The sequence below is a fragment of the Chromobacterium phragmitis genome (genome assembly GCF_003325475.1).
In the GTDB taxonomy this organism is placed as follows: domain Bacteria; phylum Pseudomonadota; class Gammaproteobacteria; order Burkholderiales; family Chromobacteriaceae; genus Chromobacterium; species Chromobacterium phragmitis.
In genome coordinates this window covers 2,428,637-2,447,764 of sequence record NZ_CP029495.1, presented here as the reverse complement: position 1 = coordinate 2,447,764, position 19,128 = coordinate 2,428,637, and the positions used below count along the sequence as shown (strand labels likewise).

Sequence of the window (19,128 nt, the reverse complement as noted above, 5' to 3'; positions counted from 1 at the left end):
ACCTTCCCTTAAGATCTGAAATCATTTTTTGTTGCGTTGCGCCAACAATGCGCGCAACGAACCGGCGCGCTCGATGTGGCCGTAATCCCGGAAGCTCCACACGCCGCCCCAGGTCAAGCCGGCAGCCTGGGCCTCCTCTCCCAGCGCGTTGTAGGCCTGCATCGCCCATGGATCGCGCTCGGAAATCACCACCTTGCCATTGCGCACCGGCGCCAAGTCGGCCGCCAGGCCATACTGGTGCTTGCTCTCGCCGCCCTTGGCTTGCGTCACCTTGACGCTGCCGCCAGCCAGCTTGTTCTGCCGCTCGGCGCTTCGGTAGCCCTCCAGCAGCACCATCGGGAAGCCGCGCGCCTTCATTCTTTCCATCACCCTCAGCACATCCTGGACAAAGACCGGGTCCATCCGACTCCAGTCGCGGTCCGCCTTGTCCAGCGCCAGTTGCGGCTTTTCCGCCACCGCATCGACAAAGGCGCTGGGCGGCAGCGGCGGCGGCGGCACCAGTTTTTCCTCAAGCAACGCCTGCCGAATCTGGCTGCCGTGCGCATACTCGCCTGGCACGAACTGCGGATCCTGGTGATAGCCGCCAAAGTGCAACGTTATTGCCACAACCGCAGCTACCAAGGGCAGCGTCAACAAAGGCAACAACAATCCCAAAGGCCGTTTTTTCAACCAAGAAACTGCGCCTGAAACCCCTGAATTGAGGCGTGGGGACACCGCGTCGCCAGCAGGCATTTCAACCGGCGGGCACGCCAGATTCTCGGGGGTAACGATTGTCGCCTGTTCCACTTGCAGCCGGGCTCCGCCAAGGAAAAACCTCCATCCCAGCCACAACAATAAGAGAACGATACCCGCGACAATCAACGGCACTAAGAACGTCATTGGGATTTTTTATACAAACGATTGATGAACCTGCAAAATACGCGATATGCTTGATTTGATTTGCAAAGAAGTCAAGTACCCCATCAAAACAAGACAGGGTTTTACCGACTGTATACAAGCAAATTTCGTAGAATGAACCACTATTTTGGGTGTGGATTATATGGACTTCACTAAGCACTGGCAAAGAACTTGCATGATTCTCGCCGCATCTGCGCTACCGCTGCTCGGCGGCTGCTGGGGCCCGAAGAATATCACGCTGAGCACTGAAGCCAGCCAGATGTTGAACCGCGACAAACATGGGAAACCGCTATCCGTCGTGGTCCAAGTTTACCAGTTGAAAACTGATCAGGAATTCAAATTACTCACACCTGACCTTTTGGCCAGTGGCAAACCAATCGAGAATATGCTTGGCTCATCCGTATTATCTCGCAAGGAATTACTATTCGTCCCCGGCAGTAAGCAGGAAATGGATGTCACGATTGACGACGGCGCCAATTTCGTCGGCGTGATCGGATATTTCCGCCAGCCGAATCCGCAATTCTGGCGCTTGCTTTACAGCGCCGATCGCGTACGCAGCAAGGACCTGAAATTCAAGGTCGCCGATTGCTATCTGCAAGCAATCAAACCCGAAGCCCTGCAATTGCCCGACCAGCCCAAGACCGGCTCGGTCGAGTGCGCGTCCGCCCGCAATTAAAACGAAACGCCACCAGTCGCGACCCAACCACGCCGAGGTTTCAGCAGCAATGCTTCAAGCACAGAGAATTCTATGGGGCGAAGGCATGTTCCTTCGCCCGCAACACTTCCAGCAGCACGCGCTCTTCCAGGAGCAGGCCCAGTCCAACCTGCTGCAATTGACCCACCGCCATGCCTGGGGAGTGCAACGCCTGGCACTGGACGAAGCCGCGCTGAAAGGCGGCATCGTGCGCGTCGACGAGCTGACCCTGCTGTTCCGCGATGGCACCTTGCTGCAAGCGCCGAGCCACGCCCCTTTGCCTCTGAGCCGAGAACTCGCAGCCATGCCGCAAGCCGGCGTGAAAACCACGCTGTACGCATGCCTGGCCCAATTGCAGCCCTACGGCGGCAACACCCGCAACGGCGATGCCAGCGCCCGCCCCACTCGTTTCCATAGCGACCATCGCGAGGTGTCCGATCTGTACACCCAGGCGCTGGCAGCCGACTTGTCCACGCTGCAGCTGGACGTCAAGCTGATGCTGGAAGAAGAAAACCGCGACGGCTACGACTCCATCCCGCTGTGCCAGCTGGAAAAGGACGCCACCGGCCAATGGGGCGTGGGACGAGAATTCCTGCCGCCGCTGCTGGCCATCGAGGGGTCCACCGAGCTGATGCAGATGCTGCGCCGCCTGCTGGACATCCTGCTGGTGAAGAGCCAGTCGCTGGCCGGCGCCCACCGTGAGCGCGCCAAGAGCGTGATGGAATTCGGCTCCGCCGACATCAGCTCCTTCTGGCTGCTGCACACGGTCAACCGCAACTTCGCGCGCCTGCGCCACCTGTCGCAATGCCAGCCGCTGCATCCGGAAGAGCTGTATATGGCGCTGTCGGAATTCTGCGGCGAGCTGCAGACCTTCGCCACGCTGTACACGCTGTCCGACATCCCCGGCTACCGCCACGACCGCCTGCACGAGGTGTTCCCGCCGCTGGATCTGCAGATCCGCGAGTTGCTGGAAACCGTGGTGTCCGCCCGCTACAAGGTGATTCCGCTGCACTCTCCGCGCCCTTCCTTCCACATCGGCCGCCTGGAAAGCGACCGCTTGCTGGAGAATGTGGATTTCTACCTGTCGGTGCAGAGCGACCAGCCCGCCAGCTACGTCATCGACAACGTGCCGCTCAAGCTCAAGATCGGCGCGCCGGACGACGTGGAGCGCATCCTCAACTCGGCGATGCGCGGCGTCAGCCTGGCGCACTCGGCCCAGACGCCTTCCGCCATCCCGGTGCGGGTGGGCAACCACTACTTCGCGCTGGAGCCGGGCAGCGAGATTTACAGCCGCATGCTGCAATCGCGCAGCGTCTGCATCTACATCCCGCAAACCCTGGCCAATATTTCGATAGAACTGATCGCGGTCTTCCGCTGAGCACACCATGAACCAAGCAAGCACCCAAACCCCTGAACGCGCGATCACCGTCTCCGCTCCGGCGGCGCCGGCCATGCGCGAGATGCTGGAAGACGGCATCTACCTGCTGTTCCTGCTGAAGGAAGGCAACGCTCCGAGCAGCGCGGTGGAGTTCAACCGCCGCGTCGACCACTTCCTCGGCCAGTTCGAGCGCAACGCGCGCAACTTCAACAAGGACAACAACGCCATCAGCCATGCCAAATACGCATTCTGCGCGCTGATGGACGAGATCATCCTGTCCTCGGATTTCGCGCTGCGCGACGAATGGGAACGCATGCCGCTGCAGCTGCGCCTGTTCGGCGAGCACCTGGCCGGCGAAGGCTTCTTCAATCGCCTGGAGCAACTGCGCAACAACCCTGCCGAAAACATCGAGGCGCTGGAGGTGTTCTACACCTGCCTGCTACTGGGCTTCCAAGGCAAGTACCTGCTGGAAGGCCAGGAGAAGCTGGGCTATCTGGTGCACAAACTAGGCCAGGAAATCCAGCAGGTGCGCGGCGGCAAGGCCGATTTCGCTCCCAATTGGCAACTGCCGCAGCGCTTCCAGGCCTTTGTCCGCCATGAGTTGCCGCTGTGGCTGTACTTCGCGCTGCTAGCCATTGTCGGCGCCGGCATCTTCGTCGCCTTCCGCTGGCTGCTGTCGCGCCAGACCGCATCCGTATTCGGGCTATGAGCGCGTCCCGCCACGCCCAGATCCTGCCCTCGGTGCTGGACAGGCTGCTGGACGACGAGCCGGACCAGAGCCATATCGAAGCGATCAGCCTGTTTGAGCTATCCCAGTTCAAGCAGGCGCTGGCGCGCGACCTGGAAGCCCTGCTCAACACCCGGCTGATGTCGCTGGACGAGGTGATGGAGCCCTTCCCTCAAGCGCGCAACAGCCTGCTCAGCTTCGGCATTCCCGATCTATCCGGCATCAGCCTGCTCAATCCGGACGACCGCGAGCTGCTGCGCGAGCAACTGCGCCGCTCGATCGAGCTGCACGAGCCGCGGCTGTCGCGCGTGCGCGTCAATCTGGATGCCCCCCGCGAAATGGAGCGCCATCTGCGCTTCCGCGTCGACGCCGTGCTCAAGGTGCATCCGCACCGGCCGCCAGTCACCTTCGACGCCACGTTGCAACTCTCCTCCAACGTTTACAAGGTACAGGGCTAAGCCGCCCGACTCTCACGCCATGGATTTGACCAGCCTCCTCGCCAGTTTCGCCTCCGCCTTCAACCAGGACCAACGCCTGCTCACGCTGGAGCTGGGCGGCGGGCACGTCGCCGCCGAGCAGCTGCTGCCGCAAAGCCTGGACGGCGAGGAAGGGGTGTCACAGGCCTATCGACATGTCGTGACCTGCTTGTCTCCCGACGGCGCCATCGAGCTCAAGACCCTGCTCGGCCAATCCGCCCGCATCGGCATCGCCGACCCCGCCGGCCGCGAGAGCCTGCGCTGCGGCGTGGTCAGCCAGGCCAGGCTGCTGGGCTCCGACGGCGGTTTTTCCCAGTACCAGCTGACCATCGAGCCGCCGATCGCGCTGCTGCGCCATCGCCGCACCTCCCGCGTGTTCCAGGACATGACGGTGCCGGACATCGTCCAGCAGATCGTCCACGAGCATCAGGCGGCCAACCCGGTGTTCGCCCGCGCGCAAGCCCTCGAGTTCAAGGTGGGGCCGGCCCAGCCCCGCAGTTATTGCTTACAATATCGCGAAGACGACTTCAGCTTCATCGTCCGCCTGCTGCATGAAGAGGGCTATGCCTGGCGCTTCGAGCACCTGGACGGAGACAGCCCCCAGGTCAAGCTGGCGGTGTTCGACGACGTCTACAGCCTGCCGCCGGCCGAAGTGGAGCGAGTGCGCTTCCACCGCAGCGACGCCACCGAAGAAGAGGACGGCCTCACCGACTGGAGCGCCAGCCGCCGGATCGTCCCCGGCAACGTGGCGCTGGCCACCTTCGACTACCAGCCGGTGTCCACCCAGCACACCGGCGACAGCAGCCAGATCGACCAGGGCCAGGGCGGCCAGGCGCTGCAATCCAGCCTGCAGGACTACGACCCGCAAAGTCTTTACTACGCCGGCGACGCCGAGCAGCTCAGCCACTACGCCCGGCTGCGGCAGCAGGCGCACGACCGGCTGGCCAAGCAATTCGAAGGCGCCGGCTCCATCCGTGGCCTCACCGCCGGCCAATGGTTCCGCCTGGACGACCACCCGGCGCACGACGGCGACAGCCACGAGCAGCGCGAATTCGTCGTCACCGGCCAACGCCTCCAGGCGCGCAACAACCTGCCGACCGACCTGAAAGCCATCCTGCCGGCCGGCGAACCCGCCGACGCCCCATTTAGCACCCAGATCCAGGCCCAGCGCCGCGGCATCCCGCTGACCCCGGCCTACGCCGGCACCGAATCGGCCAAGCCCACCAGCCTGGGCGTGCAGACCGCCACCGTGGTCGGCCCCGCCGGCGAAGAAGTCCACACCGATGCCCAGGGCCGCATCAAGGTGCAGTTCCACTGGCAGCGGCCGGAAGAACACCCCGCCATCGGCGCCGGCCTCGACGACATATCCTCCTGCTGGCTGCGCGTCGCCATGCCATCAGCCGGCGCCGGCTGGGGCCACCAGTTCATCCCGCGCATCGGCCAGGAAGTGCTGGTCGACTTCATCGAAGGCGACATCGACCGCCCGCTGATCACCGGCGTGCTGTACAACGGCAGCCACCCCACGCCCGACTTCAGCGGCGCCGGCAGCCTGCCCGCCAACAAGACCCTGTCCGGCATCAAATCCAAAGAACATCAGGGCGGCGGCTACAACGAGCTGCTGTTCGACGACACCCCCGGCGAAGTGCGCGCCAAGCTGTCCAGCGAACCGGGCAAAACCCAGCTCAACCAGGGCTACCTCGCCCATCCGCGCAGCAACGGCAAAGCCCAGCCGCGCGGCGAAGGTTTCGAACTGCGCACCGACCACCACGGCGCCATCCGCGCCGCCCACGGCCTGCTGCTGTCCACCGAGGCGCAAAACGGCGCCGGCGGCAAACAGCTCGCCAGAGAACACGCGCAATCGCAGCTCGACTCGGCCCTCAGCCTCTCGCAAGCGCTGGCCGAAACCGCCACCGGCCAACTGGCCGACGCCATGGAGACCGGCCCCGACGAGATCAGCTCGGACAACGCCAAGGCCGGCAAGAAGAGCGACGGCCACCTGCAACACCACGCCGACGCGCTGAAGGCCTGGGAAGCGGGATCGAACACCGACAAGGACGGCAAAACGGCGAAAGACCAAGCCGGCCAGCAGCCGCTGCTGATCCTGTCCGGCCCGGCCGGCATCGCCGCCCTCACCGAGCAAAGCCAAACCCTCAGCGCCGGGCAAAACCTCAACCTCATCGCCCAGCGCGACGCCAACCACGCGACCGGCCGGCGCTGGCTGCACAACGTCGGCCAGCACATCAGCCTGTTCGTGTCGGGGGTGAAAGACAAGGTGGCGCTGAAGCTGATCGCGGCGAAGGGCAAGGTGCAGGTGCAGGCGCAGAGCGACGCGATGGAGCTGACGGCGGATAAGGATGTGACGATCACGTCCTGCAAAAACATCATCACCGTTGCAGCCAAGGAAGAGATTCTATTGACTTGCGGCGGTGGCTATATTCGCATCGCCGGCGGCAATATCGAAGTGCATTGCCCAGGCCAAATCAGTGTCAAGGGCGCTAGCCATAACCTGAGTGGTCCCACCAGCCTAAGCCAAAGCGTCGCGGACTTGCCTCGTGAAAAAGGGCAATACGATCAGAAGTTCAAGATTCAATGGCAGGGACTAGATATCCCTGCCAGCAACTTACCTTACCGACTCAAAACACCGGATGGAAAAATGCTTTTCGAAGGCATAACTAACGATATCGGAGAAACCTCACTTAGCCGAAGCCAAGTGCCAGAGGGTGTGATAATTGAAATCCTGAAGAAAAAACCATGATGAGCTATCTCATACAGAAATTATCGTCTTCGCCTCCCCAAATAGAGTCGATGAGAGACTGCTCCAGCAGATAAGTATGAATGGCATATAGCGCCCAAGCTGAAATTATATTCAAACTTTACAGCAAGATCCAAAATCATGACCACCGACCCAAACGTTTTAACAAAGCAACAAGCGATTCATACGCCGAGCAGCGATAAACGACCCGTGGGAATAGAGCATGGAGTTTGCGATGACTATGTTCCACCTGCAGCGGATAGCATTATTGGACAGTGCGAATTTTATTATCGTCCACTACACCAGGAATATGTCAAAAAATCTGGCGTAAGCACGTTGCAAGCCATTACTGCCTGGGCGACAAGCTGGGACCCCTGGGATGATGTAGTCGTCGCAAGCAAGCTATTACGCAACCGAGACAAATTGATCGTGGCCAATAGTAGCGATGACAACTGGTCACGGCATACAAGCTTCATGATGCGCCACATTGGTTGCGGCCATAAGCCACCAGACTACTATGTTAGCTATGGATACTACTACTGCTCGAACTATGGCAAAAAACTCATGCCAAGGTTAAGCCCTGACGGGCAGAAGTGGCTACAGGATGGCAGACAGTTCTTACAAAGAAATATGGAGGATGGGCTCAAACAAAACATGGTTGGCAGCAATATTAATATTCCGAGCAGGCGCTACCCTAACCGCTCCGCCAACCTGAATGTTCCCAAAAAAAAATTGGAAATCAACAATGCAGTTTTCAAAAAATTTGCTTTCGACACTCATGTTCCGGCATATCTAGATGCCGGATTAGCCGACCTGCCCGTCAGCGATCTTACCAAAATTGGCGGGCAACCGAATATTGAAGAGTGGGCAGACGGTGCCACGTGGAAACAAGCAATTGATAGCGGCGTAGAGGTTAGCAAAGAATGGGGTGGACGCGCGGCAAAAGGCAGTAAAGAGCTAGCAGAACGCGCAATGAAAACCCTGATGTCGGTATTCAAATAATGACTGCCAAAAATCTATTATCAATGCCACTAAACTTGCTGCACTCACTGTTAAAGTGGTTGTTGATCGCTATTTTTGGTTTGGCCTTGCTCGGCGGTGGCGCTTATGGAATATACAGGATATTAAGCATGTGGACATATGAAACCGATCTAATGGAACATGACAAACCTTATGGCGGCGGCGATATGCGTATCCATGGGCGGAGCGTTATAGTTTTCAAACCTATCGGACCAGAAATAACGTTCAAGAAAATGACAGAAGAGGAGCGCAAGCACCCGGAGAAATATAACTCTGTTGTCACTGAGCCGTGGATGAACGACTCATCCGAGCGCCTTAATCGCCACACTGTTCGCCTACTCCGTGGAGACATGGATAAAGGCATCTACCGTATTTTTGAGAAGCCAGGTCAAAATGGAGCATGGTGGCTGTCACCAGATTGGCAGACCATTTATGTCAGTACCGACTGGACAAACTACCACTTGCCTAACGGGCCTGATGGTTACGGACAACGCCAGCATACGCTGTGGAAATCGACAGATGGCGGACAGAGCTGGCGACAGTTGCAGTGGCCGGAGCATACCCAGCCAGGCCAACCGCTGTTCATGGCGGATGGCAAGCGCGGCTACTTGGTTGCCGATGGCATGCGCATCTGGCGCACCTTGGATGGCGGCGAGCATTGGCAGGAAATCGCGCTTCCCTCATGGGCGAATCAGCAATTAACCGGCCACCCGAGCGGCAATGGCCTATTGCCCATGGTCAAAGATAGCAGAGCCACATTCAGCGCTTATGACCTGGCCGACGATGGCGCATTGAGAGTGGCATTCTACGTACGCAAGGCGAAGCTGGCCCCGGGCATCGGCGAAGTGACGGAAAGCACGCTGCTGTATCGCCTTCCGCTTTCGGCATCACTGGATGAACTAGCCCGCAAGTGGATGCAACCGGAAATCGTCCTCCCACAGCAATCGGTGATGGATATCAAGGTATCCCGCGACGGCAACTTGAATCTGATTGCGCTGCAAGGGGAATTACAATCTGAAAAAGTCGCAGAGACTCAGCAACGTCAGGCAGCCTACGTCCAATGGAAAGACGGAAAAGAAAGCTACCGCCATGTGTTCGACGCGCACGTCGTTCCTGGCGCGCTGTTTATTGGCCCCCAAAATCAATTGGTGCTTGCCGGAGAGAGCCTGGAGTCTAAGCAAACCACGAGCGATTCGATCACGCTGGTCAGTACCGATCAAGGTCGCAGTTGGGATGAAACCAGCGATGGCATGGCATACGCTTGGTATTACGAAGGGGAAAGGAATCGTATCTGGAAGTATCAGCTCCAATCCTTGTACTGGAGAGAGTTGAAATAAAGCCAACCTCTGAACACTCAAGCTGGCGATAGCAGCGGCCGCTCGCCGTCGCCGCCAGCCGATAGCACAACAGATGTCTGCCACCACAGAAACCAATCACGCCATATGAATGGCTGGCATTCATAGGTGGCCCCTTCGATCAGATGAAGATCCGTCACGGGCGAATTCAAGCAAAGCATTTGAATGCGATACCTATCAACCCTAGCCATCTCTCTCGCGATGCTGAGCCAGCATACCCCGGCCGCCTGCGACAAAGATGGCTGGCAGCAACTGCTGCGCCATGCCAATGCGCCCGCCGTCTCAGCCTATGTCGAAAAACAGCATTGCGACATCGATCAGCCGCTCGACGACGTTTCCAAGACGCCGCTGGTCTACGCGACCGGCGACCGCAACCGCGCCGCAGTGCAAGCCCTGCTGCGGGCGGGCGCCAATCCCAATGTCGACGGCTACGACGGCAACACGCCGCTGTTTTACGCAGTGGCCGTCAAAGATCTGAATATCGTTCAGGATTTGATCGCCAAAGGGGCCGATGTCAACGCATCCACCCGCACCAGCGAAATCACGGTGTTGATGGCTGCCGTGCTGGACTCGACTCCCGCGATCGCGTCTTATCTGGTCAAGCGCGGCGCATCCCTGAGCGATGCCGACAAGTACGGCCATAAGCCGGCAGACTATGTAGCCAAACTCCCGGTGAAACAGCAAGCCGCGATGCGCGCGGTCTTGAAGAAAAACTGAATTCCGGATGGCCGAACAAAAACGGGGAGCTGCGCAAGCTGCTCCCCGTTTGGCATGGAACGGTATCGATCTTAGCGGTAGTGGCCCGCGTCCGCGGTCATCACCACTCGGCTGTGCGGCGGCGTCTGCCCATCCACCGCCATCATCACGCTCAGCGAGGTGATGGTGATGATGGAGAAGAAGAACACCTGCCGCGCCCAGGCGCGGTCGTCGGTTTCGCGCTTGTAGCCGGACAGCGCCATCTTCAGCCACCACAGGCTGGTGGCCACCGCCACCGCCAGGTAGCCGTAGCCGGCGTAGCCGCCGTACACCAACATCACGGTCGCCGCGGCGAAGGCCAGGATGTAGAGCACGATCTGCTGCTTGGCGGCGGAAATGCCCTTCACCACCGGCAGCACCGGGATGCCGGCCGCCTCGTAGTCCTTGAAGCGGAAGATGGCGATGGCGTACGAGTGCGGCATCTGCCACAGGCTGAACATCAGCAGCAGGATGGCCGCGCCCATGTCGAAGCGGCCGGTGACGGCGCAGTAGCCGGCCACCGGCGGCACCGCGCCGGACAGGCTGCCCACCAGGGTGCCGTACACCGAGTGGCGCTTCATGTACAGGCTGTACACGCCGACATAGATCACGAAGCCGAACAACACGCAGCCGGTGGCCAGCGGGTTGGTGCAGAACCACAGCAGGGCGAAGCCCGCCAGGCCCAGCACCACGCCATGCGCCAACGCGGCCTTGGTGCTCATCGCGCCGGTGACCAGCACCCGTTTCTGGGTACGGGCCATCTTGGCGTCGATGTCCTGATCGATGCAGTTGTTGATCGCACAGCCGGAGGCCACCACCAGCGACAAGCCGACGACGGTGGCCGCCAGCAGCCACCAGTCGATCGAACCCTGCGCCGCCAGCAGGAAACCGCCGGCGGCCGAGATCAGGTTGCCGAAAATGATGCCGGGCTTGGTGACCTGAAGATAACGCTTGAACTTCAAATCGGCCTCGCTCAGCGCATCATCAGCGCGTCGGCGGTGTAGATGATCCAGATCGACAGGACTACCAGCAGCGCGATCACCATGCCGGTGAACAGGAAGGAGAAGCTGTTGAGTTTGCCCTCCTCGCTGCGGAATTCCAGGTGCAGGAAATACTTCAGCTGCACCACGATCTGCACCACCGCCAACGCCAGGATGCCGATCAACGTCGCCTGCTTGGTGAAGGCGCCGCCCATCACCATCCAGAACGGGATCGCGGTAAGGATCACCGACAGCGCGAAGCCGACCAGATAGCTCTTCACGCTGCCGTGGTTCTCATGTTCATGCGCGTGACTCATCACATGGCTCCTTTCAGGTAGACGACGGTGAATACGCAGATCCACACGATGTCGAGGAAGTGCCAGAACAGCGACAGGCAGTTCAGACGGGTCATGGCTCGGCCGGTCAGGCCGGTCTTTGCCACTTCGAACATCATCACGCCCATCCACAACAGGCCGGCGGTCACGTGCAGGCCATGCAGGCCCACCAAGCCGAAGAAGGCAGACAGGAAGGCGCTCTTCTGCGGACCGTGGCCCTCGGAGATCAAGTGGTGGAACTCATTGATTTCCAGCCCGATGAAAGCGGCACCCAGCAAGAAGGTCACGGCCAGCCAGCCGAGCACGGCGGACTTGTTGCCTTTTTGGCCGGCGATCAGCGCGAAGCCGTAGGTGATGGAAGACAACAGCAGGGCCGCGGTTTCCACCAGCACGTATTGCAGATCGAAGATGTCCTTGCCGGACACGCCTTCCGCCACGTTGCGGAACAGGACTGCGTAGGTCGCGAACGCGGTCGCGAACAGGATGCAGTCGGTCATCAGGTAGAACCAGAAGCCCAGGACGGTCTGCGAACCGCTGTCGTGGTGCTCGTGGTCGTCGTGCGCTGCGTGCGCTTCTTTTACATAAGTCGTCATGTCAGATTCAACCCGTTACGCGGTAGTGGTCGGACGCGCAGCCTTTTTCGGCTCGGCCGGATCACGCTCGGTGTAGTTGTCGACGTCGATGCCCAGCTTCTCGAAGCGGGCGCGCTCGATCGCCTCCACTTCGTCCGGCTGCACGTAGTAGTCCAGATCGTTGTCGTAGGCGCGGGCCAGCATGCAGCCGACGACGCCCACCAGGCCGACGATCGCCAGCCACCAGATGTGCCAGATCAGCGCGAAGCCCAGCACAGTGGTGAAGCCGCCGATGTACAGGCCGACTGCGGTGTTGCGCGGCATGTGGATCGGTTCGTACGACTTCGGCACGGCGTAGGCGATGCCCTTTTCCTTCATGTCGGTGAAGGCGTCGATGTCATGCACCTGCGGCAGCTTGGCGAAGTTGTAGAACGGGGCCGGGGACGAAGTGGACCACTCCAGGGTGTGGCCGTTCCACGGATCGCCGGTTTCATCGACCAGTTTCTTGCGATCGCGGATGCTCACCACGATCTGCAGCAGCTGGCAGGCGATGCCGGCGGCGATCAGCAGCGCGCCGAACAGGGCGATGTACAGCCACGGCTCCCAGGCCGGGTTGTCAGTGTGGTTCAGGCGACGGGTCATGCCCAGGAAGCCCAGCACGTACAGCGGCATGAAGGCGAACATGAAGCCGATCTGCCAGAACCAGAACGAGGCCTTGCCCAACTTGTCGTTCAGCTTGAAGCCGAACACCTTCGGGAACCAGAACGACACGCCGGCCAGGTAGCCGAACACGGCGCCGCCGATGATGGTGTTGTGGAAGTGGGCGATCAGGAACAGGCTGTTATGCAGCACGTAGTCAGCGCCCGGCACGGCCAACAGCACGCCGGTCATGCCGCCGATGGAGAAGGTCACCATGAAGCCCAAAGTCCACAGGATCGGGGTTTCAAAGCGCAGGCGGCCTTTGTAGATGGTGAACAGCCAGTTGAACAGCTTCACGCCGGTCGGGATCGAGATGATCATCGTCGCGATGCCGAAGAACGCGTTCACGTTGGCGCCGGAGCCCATCGTGAAGAAGTGGTGCAGCCAAACCATGAAGCCCAGCACCGAGATCGCGCCGCTGGCGTAGATCATGGACTTGTGGCCGAACAGGCGCTTGCCGGCGAAAGTGGACACCACTTCCGAGAAGATGCCGAACGCCGGCAGAACCAGGATGTACACCTCGGGGTGGCCCCAGGCCCAGAACAGGTTCAGGTACATCATGGCGTTGCCGCCCAGTTCCGCGGTGAAGAAGTGGAAGTCCAGGTAGCGGTCCAGCGCCAGCATGGCCAGCGCGCCGGTCAGGATCGGGAAGGAAGTGGCGATCAGCACGTTAGCCCAGGTGCAGGTCCAGGTGAAGATCGGCATGTCCATCAGCTTCATGCCCGGGGCGCGCATCTTGATCACGGTCACCAGGAAGTTGATCGCGGTCAGCGTCGTCCCGATGCCTGATATCTGCAAGGCCCAGATGTAGTAATCCACCCCCACGTCAGGGCTGAATCCCAGCTCGGCCAGCGGCGGATAAGCCACCCAGCCGGTGCGGGCGAAGTTGCCCACGCCCAGCGACAGGTTGACCAGGATCACCGCGGACACCAGCAGCCAGAAGCTCAGCGAGTTCAGGAAGGGGAAGGCCACGTCGCGGGCGCCGATCTGCAGCGGCACCACGATGTTCATCAAGCCGGTCATGAACGGCATCGCCATGAAGATGATCATGATCACGCCGTGGGCGGTGAAGATCTGGTCATAGTGCTCGGGCGGGAACACGCCGTGGGCGCCGCCGGTGGCCATCGCCAGCTGGGTACGCATCATCAGCGCGTCGGCGAAGCCGCGCAGCAGCATGATCATGGCGACGATGATGTACATCACGCCGATTTTCTTGTGATCGACCGAAGTCAGCCACTCTTTCCAGAGATAGCCCCACTTGCCGAACTTGGTGATCAACGCGAACACCATCAGCCCGATCAGGCCGGCGCCGCCCAGCGCCCCCATGATGATGGGCTCATGGAACGGGATCGCGTCCAGAGTCAATTTACCTAACAGCATCGATGCTTACTCCTTGACAACCGTCGGGGTGATCGCGGCGCATAATTCTTTGGTCATTTTGGCCAGTTTGATGGCGTCGTCGCTGTCGGCCAGCGACGGGCGAGCAGCCATGTATTTGTGCTGCACGGCCTCGAACAGGTACGGCGTGGTCGACGCGTAGTATTCCACCGCATTGTTTTCGCTAGGCTTGAGCAACTTCAGGTACGCAGGCGCGTCCAACGCTTGTCCGGAAGCCTTGGCCTTGGCCACCCAGGCGTCGAACTCGGCCGGGGTCTTGGTGGCGACGGCATTGAACTTCATGCCGGAGAAGCCCGCGCCGCTGTAGTTGGCGGAGAAGCCCTTGTAGGTGCCAGGCTCGTTGGCGATCAAGTGCAACTGGGTCTGCATGCCGGCCATCGCGTAGATCTGGCCGCCCAGCTGCGGAATGAAGAACGAGTTCATCGCCGCGTCGGAAGTGATCTTGAAGCTCACCGGCGTATCGGCCGGGAATACCAGCTCATTGACGGAAGCGATTTGCTGCTCGGGGTAGATGAATAACCATTTCCAGTTCAGCGCCACCACCTGCACTTGGATCGCCTTCTTGTCCGACTCAAGCGGACGATAAGGATCGAGCTTGTGGGTGCTCTTCCAGGTCAGCGTCGCCAGGAAGGCGATGATGATGCAGGGGATCAGCCATACCACGATCTCGATCTTGGTCGAGTGCGACCATTTCGGCTCGTAGGCGGCTTCCTTGTTGCCGGCGCGGTACTTCCAGGCGAAGACCAAGGTCATCACGATCACCGGGATGACCACCAGCAGCATCAGCGCGGTTGCCGTCAGGATCAGGGACTTCTGCTCCGCGGCGATCTGGCCCTTGGGATCGAGAATGCCGCCTTGGCATCCCGACAGCAGGGCGATCACCACAGGCGCCAGCCCCCGCATCAGGCGGGAGGGTCTATGGTTTCTCATCTTACGACTTTTCAGGTTAAAAAATCCTTTGGCGCGCGGATGCGCGACAGGCGTTGCGAGCCTCGCTCCAACGCCAAGAAAACAGTTTCCCGCAGGATAGCCGCCGTGCCGGGGCAACCTTGCCGGCATGACGAATCCTGGCCAAACCAGAAATTTAGAGCTCGCGGGCTTGCCGCGATCGACCCTGCCGGCAACGACTGCCCAGCGGGACTGGAAACGACTCCACAATCGTTTCCGGACGATGAGGTGACAGCAGAAAGTTCACTGTCCGAGTGAAACGCCATGCGCGGCGCGGGAAGACAGGATTTCGGCAAACACTAACATCTGCGCCCGCCGCGGCGACATCTGCGGCAAATCGTCGCAGCAATGACAGCGGGCGGGGCGTATTAAAAACAGTTCCAGCCAAGATTTCAAGAGTCTTGATCCTCGTCAAAATCCACCCGTCACCGAATATGCCATTCAATTGACAGGGATCAAGGACAATCGCCGCGGGATTCCATCGAAGAGACAACCACTTAGGACAAAGGCATTGAGATGACCAAGTCATGAAAGTCATTGCAATCCGTTACAAAAAATATTTCTGTCCTGATAAAAACCTGCTTGAAAAAATCAGCGTGCAAAAGAAAACTGCCTGATTGCATCGAATACGCGATGGCGCGCCGAGAAACGAAAAAAGCCGAATCGTTTTGATTCGGCTTTTCTGTATTTGGTTGCGGGGGCAGGATTCGAACCTACGACCTTCGGGTTATGAGCCCGACGAGCTACCAGACTGCTCCACCCCGCGTCAGAGAGGTTGCATATTAAGACAAAGACGAAAGCGCGTCAAGAACTTTTTACATCAAAATGACAAAGCGGCATCCTCCGCCATTCAAAATCCACGACTCGCCAACAAAAAAGGCGGCTCTCGCCGCCTTTCGCATGAGCTGGCCGCTTTACTTCTTCTCTGCGCGGGCCTTGGCCACCAGCTCGTTCATCACCTGGATCATCCGCTCCGGCGTCGCGGTCACCACCACGTACTTGCCGTTGACGATCACGGTCGGCGTGCCCTGGATCTGGTAGTCGCGGGTGATCTTGCTCGCGCGCGCCACCTGGGCGTTGATGCCGAAAGAGTTGTAGGTCTGCAGCAGCTTGGCGCTGTCCACGCCCTTTTGTTGCTTGATCCAGCTAGCGAACTGGTCCGGCTTGGACAGATCCACGCGCTGCTTGATCTGCGCTTCGAAAGCGGCGCGGTGCAGCTTGTCGAAAGTGCCGGTGGCGTTGAAAGTGGCGAACATGCGCGCGAAGCCCTCCATCGACTTCTGCCACACGATCTGCTCCTTGCGGAAGCTTACGTCGGCCGGCTGCGCCTTGGCCCAGGCGTTGAAGGCCGGATCATCGTCATAGCAATGGATGCAATGGTAGGAAAAGAACTCGATCACTTCCACCTTCTTGGGATCGGCGACCGGCTGAGGCGTGCTCAGCATGGTGTAATCCTTGCCCAACTGGATAGCGGCATTCGCCATGCCGCTGACCGCCAGCATTACCAACAGCAACCATTTCTTCATCTTGTTTTCCCGTTAAATAAGGGTTCGATTTATTCGGCCTTCACCACATTGGCGCTGATGCCGTCTTGTTTCAGTTGCGCGCGCAGGCGGTCCACATCGTCCTGACGGCTCAGCGGACCGACCCGGACGCGATGCACCATCCCCTTGTCCGGCACATTGACCGACTGGATCTTGGCCTCCACCCCCAGCAGAGCCAGCTTCGCCTTCAGATTGTCGGCCTCGTCCTGATTCTGGAATGCGCCCAACTGCAGATAAACTTTTTTGGCAGGCGCCGATGCCGAAGGTTCCCCCGGCCGGCCGGACTTGGCGTCGGACGTCACCGCGTCCACCTGGCCCGGCAGTATCTTGTAGAAATCGAAGCGCTGCTCTTCCTTGCCGCCCTTGGCCTGAGCCTGCGGCGCGGGCTTGGGCTTGGCTCCATGGCTGTCAGCCGGCGGCGGCGCGGACTGACCGGAGTCCAGCGTGGCCTGGGGCTGGGACGGAGGAACCGGCGCCGGCTGCGCCGCCGGCGCGGCGGCAGAGGCGGCATCGGAAATGCGGGTCCCCGGCGCCAGCAGCTCGGTCGGCGGCTGCGGCGTCTCTGCTTTGCGCTCGTTCTTGGTCTGGAACGTGACCGGCGATCGGTTCAGATACATCGCCAACCCCACCGCCACCGCCACGCCGACGATCAGGCCGATGATGATGCCCGCCATCATGCCGCCGCCACCGCGCGACGAAGAAGAGTTGCCGCGCCCGCGCGACGGCCGGGAGGAGTTTTTCAGGTCTCGATTAGCCATTCACCACTACCGCTATGTCTGTCGGACGGCGATCACGCCGCCCGGGTTTATATGAGTTCTATCCGGCACTGCCTTGCATGGCGCGCCTGAGCTGGATCGCCTGCAATACATGGTTGCGGCTTATCGTTTCCACGCCCTGCAAATCGGCTATGGTGCGCGAAACCCGCAGTATCCGATGATACGCGCGCGCCGACAAGCCAAGTTGTTGCAATGCCTTGGCCAGCACCTCCAGCGCCTGCCCATCGCCGCCGCAATGCCGATCCAGCTCGGCGCCCTGCAAAACGGCGTTCAGCATGCCTTGCCGCGACAGCTGGCGCTCGCGCGCCCGCAACACCCGGGAACGGACCGGCTCGCTGGCCTCGCCCGGAGCCGAGCCTTGCAGCTCTTCCGCCGTCAGCGCCGGCACCTCCACCTGCAGGTCGATCCGATCCAGCAAGGGGCCGGAGATTTTACCCCTATATCTCGCCATCTGCTCGGGCGTGCACTGGCAGCGCCCCGAAGGATGGCCGTGATAACCGCAGGGGCAGGGATTCATCGCCGCCACCAACTGGAAGCGCGCCGGAAAACTCGCCTGCCTGGCGGCGCGCGAGATATGGATCACGCCGCTTTCCAGCGGTTCGCGCAGCACTTCCAGCACCTTGCGGTCGAACTCCGGCAGCTCGTCCAGAAACAGCACTCCGTGGTGCGCCAGGCTGATCTCGCCCGGCCTGGGATCGCTGCCGCCGCCGACCAGGGCGACCGCGGAAGCGGTATGGTGCGGCGCTCTGAAGGGGCGGACCCGCCAACGTCCCGCCTGGAAGCCCTGCGAGCCCAATGACTGCACCGCCGCGCTCTCCAGCGCCTCCCGCTCCGACAAGCCGGGCAACAAACCCGGCAGCCTGGCAGCCAGCATGGACTTTCCGGTTCCCGGCGGCCCCATCAACAGCAAGCTATGCCCGCCGGCGGCGGCGATTTCCAGCGCGCCACGAGCGAGGGACTGGCCTTTGACATCGGCTAGATCAGGGTAGTTCGGCAACGCCGAATCCGCGCTTGCCGCGAAGGGATCCAGCTGCTGCAGGCCATTCAAGAAGGCGCAGGCCTGCGGCAAAGAGGCCACCGCGTAAACGGCGGCGCCGCCCACGACCGCGGCCTCCGCCGCGCTGTCCACCGGCAGCACGAAGGCCCGCCCTGCGGCATGGCACTGGCAGGCCATCGCCAGCGCGCCGCGCACCGGGCGCACTGCGCCGCTGAGCGCCAGCTCGCCGGCGAATTCGTAACGGGAGATGTCGTCATTCTTGACCTGGCCGGAAGCCAGCAGGATGCCGATGGCGATGGGGAGGTCGAAGCGGCCGGAATCCTTGGGCAGGTCGGCCGGAGCCAGATTGACGGTGATCTTGCGGGCGGGAAACTCGAAACCGGAAGTGAGAATGGCGGCACGGACTCGATCCCGGCTTTCCTTCACCTCGGTGTCGGGCAGCCCGACGATATTGAAGGCGGGCAGGCCGTTGGCGAGGTGGACCTCGACGGCCACCTCCGGGGCGTCAAGCCCGGACAACGCCCTGCTCGCCACCACCGCCAGCGTCATGGCGCTCAGGAATGGCCGAGTTCGGACTGCTCTTCCACCTTGGCGGCCGTCTCCTCGGGAAACAGCTCCGCCTCCAGGCGGGACAGGCGCGTCTCCAGCGCGGCCAGCTTCTCGCGGGTGCGCGCCAGCACCGCCTGCTGCACGTCGAATTCCTCGCGGGTGACCAGATCCATCTTGGCGAAGGTGGAAGCCATCATCGCACGCACGTTCTTTTCGATGTCCTTGGCCGGGCTGGCGGCGATAGTCTCGCCGATCTTGGCGCTGATCTCTTCAAACAGTTTCTGGCTCAACATGGT

Annotated in this window: 18 protein-coding genes and 1 tRNA gene; 8 read left to right on the top strand and 11 right to left on the bottom strand. The window is 60.8% G+C overall.

Annotation, left to right across the window (positions count from 1 at the left end; translation table 11 throughout):
* Positions 1 to 21 precede the first annotated feature (21 nt).
* Positions 22 to 558 carry a M15 family metallopeptidase gene (locus tag DK842_RS11690; RefSeq protein WP_232538464.1) on the bottom strand — a complete coding sequence of 179 codons (537 nt, stop codon included), beginning with the start codon at positions 556 to 558 and terminating at the stop codon, positions 22 to 24.
* A gap of 514 nt (positions 559 to 1,072) precedes the next feature.
* Between DK842_RS11690 and tssJ the strand changes: the two genes are divergently transcribed.
* The 8 genes from tssJ (at position 1,073) to DK842_RS11650 (ending at position 10,016) form a co-directional block, all read left to right on the top strand.
* On the top strand, positions 1,073 to 1,573 hold the full coding sequence (tssJ, locus tag DK842_RS11685; protein WP_168191885.1) for a type VI secretion system lipoprotein TssJ: 501 nt from the start codon (positions 1,073 to 1,075) through the stop codon (positions 1,571 to 1,573).
* 49 nt (positions 1,574 to 1,622) lie between these two features.
* Entirely contained in the window at positions 1,623 to 2,969 is a 1,347-nt protein-coding gene (gene tssK, locus DK842_RS11680) for a type VI secretion system baseplate subunit TssK (RefSeq protein ID WP_114061597.1), read from the top strand.
* 7 nt (positions 2,970 to 2,976) lie between these two features.
* Positions 2,977 to 3,678: a type IVB secretion system protein IcmH/DotU gene (icmH, locus tag DK842_RS11675; RefSeq protein WP_114061596.1), complete on the top strand. Its 702-nt coding sequence runs from the start codon at positions 2,977 to 2,979 to the stop codon at positions 3,676 to 3,678.
* The gene (gene tssE, locus DK842_RS11670; protein WP_114061595.1) at positions 3,675 to 4,154 is read left to right on the top strand and encodes a type VI secretion system baseplate subunit TssE; all 480 of its coding nucleotides are present in this window, start codon (positions 3,675 to 3,677) and stop codon (positions 4,152 to 4,154) included. The genes icmH and tssE overlap by 4 nt, the downstream gene beginning before the upstream one ends.
* A 19-nt stretch (positions 4,155 to 4,173) precedes the next feature.
* Positions 4,174 to 6,927 carry a type VI secretion system Vgr family protein gene (locus DK842_RS11665; RefSeq protein WP_114061594.1) on the top strand — a complete coding sequence of 918 codons (2,754 nt, stop codon included), beginning with the start codon at positions 4,174 to 4,176 and terminating at the stop codon, positions 6,925 to 6,927.
* 138 nt (positions 6,928 to 7,065) lie between these two features.
* Positions 7,066 to 7,926: a hypothetical protein gene (locus DK842_RS23010; protein ID WP_145964027.1), complete on the top strand. Its 861-nt coding sequence runs from the start codon at positions 7,066 to 7,068 to the stop codon at positions 7,924 to 7,926.
* Positions 7,926 to 9,281 (top strand): WD40/YVTN/BNR-like repeat-containing protein, encoded by a 1,356-nt coding sequence (locus tag DK842_RS11655; protein ID WP_114061592.1) that lies wholly within the window; start codon positions 7,926 to 7,928, stop codon positions 9,279 to 9,281. Before DK842_RS23010 ends, DK842_RS11655 begins: the two co-directional genes overlap by 1 nt.
* 183 nt (positions 9,282 to 9,464) lie before the next feature.
* Positions 9,465 to 10,016, top strand: a complete 552-nt coding sequence (locus DK842_RS11650) for an ankyrin repeat domain-containing protein (RefSeq protein ID WP_114061591.1) — start codon at positions 9,465 to 9,467, stop codon at positions 10,014 to 10,016.
* 71 nt (positions 10,017 to 10,087) lie between these two features.
* On the opposite strand, the gene cyoE is transcribed toward DK842_RS11650, so the two are convergent.
* The 10 genes from cyoE to DK842_RS11600 all read right to left on the bottom strand — a co-directional run bounded on the left by cyoE (position 10,088) and on the right by DK842_RS11600 (position 19,125).
* Positions 10,088 to 10,996 (bottom strand): heme o synthase, encoded by a 909-nt coding sequence (gene cyoE / locus DK842_RS11645; protein WP_114061590.1) that lies wholly within the window; start codon positions 10,994 to 10,996, stop codon positions 10,088 to 10,090.
* Positions 10,997 to 11,007: 11 nt separating this feature from the next.
* Positions 11,008 to 11,331: a cytochrome o ubiquinol oxidase subunit IV gene (gene cyoD, locus DK842_RS11640; RefSeq protein WP_114061589.1), complete on the bottom strand. Its 324-nt coding sequence runs from the start codon at positions 11,329 to 11,331 to the stop codon at positions 11,008 to 11,010.
* Positions 11,331 to 11,942, bottom strand: coding sequence for a cytochrome o ubiquinol oxidase subunit III (cyoC, locus tag DK842_RS11635; RefSeq protein ID WP_114061588.1), 612 nt, complete (start codon positions 11,940 to 11,942; stop codon positions 11,331 to 11,333). The genes cyoD and cyoC overlap by 1 nt, the downstream gene beginning before the upstream one ends.
* 15 nt (positions 11,943 to 11,957) lie before the next feature.
* A complete protein-coding gene (gene cyoB, locus DK842_RS11630) occupies positions 11,958 to 14,000 on the bottom strand; it encodes a cytochrome o ubiquinol oxidase subunit I (protein ID WP_114061587.1) in 2,043 nt (680 codons plus the stop codon).
* 6 nt (positions 14,001 to 14,006) lie between these two features.
* Entirely contained in the window at positions 14,007 to 14,948 is a 942-nt protein-coding gene (gene cyoA, locus DK842_RS11625; RefSeq protein ID WP_114061586.1) for a ubiquinol oxidase subunit II, read from the bottom strand.
* 707 nt (positions 14,949 to 15,655) lie between these two features.
* Positions 15,656 to 15,732: transfer RNA gene (locus tag DK842_RS11620), tRNA-Met, on the bottom strand.
* A gap of 148 nt (positions 15,733 to 15,880) precedes the next feature.
* Positions 15,881 to 16,492 (bottom strand): thiol:disulfide interchange protein DsbA/DsbL, encoded by a 612-nt coding sequence (locus tag DK842_RS11615; RefSeq protein WP_114061585.1) that lies wholly within the window; start codon positions 16,490 to 16,492, stop codon positions 15,881 to 15,883.
* Between the two features lie 29 nt (positions 16,493 to 16,521).
* The gene (locus DK842_RS11610; protein WP_114061584.1) at positions 16,522 to 17,268 is read right to left on the bottom strand and encodes an SPOR domain-containing protein; all 747 of its coding nucleotides are present in this window, start codon (positions 17,266 to 17,268) and stop codon (positions 16,522 to 16,524) included.
* 58 nt (positions 17,269 to 17,326) lie between these two features.
* Positions 17,327 to 18,832, bottom strand: coding sequence for a YifB family Mg chelatase-like AAA ATPase (locus tag DK842_RS11605; RefSeq protein WP_114061583.1), 1,506 nt, complete (start codon positions 18,830 to 18,832; stop codon positions 17,327 to 17,329).
* A gap of 5 nt (positions 18,833 to 18,837) precedes the next feature.
* Positions 18,838 to 19,125: an accessory factor UbiK family protein gene (locus DK842_RS11600; RefSeq protein ID WP_114061582.1), complete on the bottom strand. Its 288-nt coding sequence runs from the start codon at positions 19,123 to 19,125 to the stop codon at positions 18,838 to 18,840.
* Between the last annotated feature and the right edge of the window lie 3 nt (positions 19,126 to 19,128).

What these genes read in the sequence shown, in the direction of transcription:
- tssJ (WP_168191885.1), top strand. Translation starts at nt 1,073, where the DNA reads ATGATTCTCGCCGCATCTGCGCTACCGCTGCTCGGCGGCTGCTGGGGC.
- tssK (WP_114061597.1), top strand. Translation starts at nt 1,623, where the DNA reads ATGCTTCAAGCACAGAGAATTCTATGGGGCGAAGGCATGTTCCTTCGC.
- icmH (WP_114061596.1), top strand. Translation starts at nt 2,977, where the DNA reads ATGAACCAAGCAAGCACCCAAACCCCTGAACGCGCGATCACCGTCTCC.
- tssE (WP_114061595.1), top strand. Translation starts at nt 3,675, where the DNA reads ATGAGCGCGTCCCGCCACGCCCAGATCCTGCCCTCGGTGCTGGACAGG.
- DK842_RS11665 (WP_114061594.1), top strand. Translation starts at nt 4,174, where the DNA reads ATGGATTTGACCAGCCTCCTCGCCAGTTTCGCCTCCGCCTTCAACCAG.
- DK842_RS23010 (WP_145964027.1), top strand. Translation starts at nt 7,066, where the DNA reads ATGACCACCGACCCAAACGTTTTAACAAAGCAACAAGCGATTCATACG.
- DK842_RS11655 (WP_114061592.1), top strand. Translation starts at nt 7,926, where the DNA reads ATGACTGCCAAAAATCTATTATCAATGCCACTAAACTTGCTGCACTCA.
- DK842_RS11650 (WP_114061591.1), top strand. Translation starts at nt 9,465, where the DNA reads ATGCGATACCTATCAACCCTAGCCATCTCTCTCGCGATGCTGAGCCAG.
- cyoD (WP_114061589.1), bottom strand. Translation starts at nt 11,331, where the DNA reads ATGAGTCACGCGCATGAACATGAGAACCACGGCAGCGTGAAGAGCTAT.
- cyoC (WP_114061588.1), bottom strand. Translation starts at nt 11,942, where the DNA reads ATGACGACTTATGTAAAAGAAGCGCACGCAGCGCACGACGACCACGAG.
- cyoB (WP_114061587.1), bottom strand. Translation starts at nt 14,000, where the DNA reads ATGCTGTTAGGTAAATTGACTCTGGACGCGATCCCGTTCCATGAGCCC.
- cyoA (WP_114061586.1), bottom strand. Translation starts at nt 14,948, where the DNA reads ATGAGAAACCATAGACCCTCCCGCCTGATGCGGGGGCTGGCGCCTGTG.
- DK842_RS11615 (WP_114061585.1), bottom strand. Translation starts at nt 16,492, where the DNA reads ATGAAGAAATGGTTGCTGTTGGTAATGCTGGCGGTCAGCGGCATGGCG.
- DK842_RS11610 (WP_114061584.1), bottom strand. Translation starts at nt 17,268, where the DNA reads ATGGCTAATCGAGACCTGAAAAACTCCTCCCGGCCGTCGCGCGGGCGC.
- DK842_RS11605 (WP_114061583.1), bottom strand. Translation starts at nt 18,832, where the DNA reads ATGACGCTGGCGGTGGTGGCGAGCAGGGCGTTGTCCGGGCTTGACGCC.
- DK842_RS11600 (WP_114061582.1), bottom strand. Translation starts at nt 19,125, where the DNA reads ATGTTGAGCCAGAAACTGTTTGAAGAGATCAGCGCCAAGATCGGCGAG.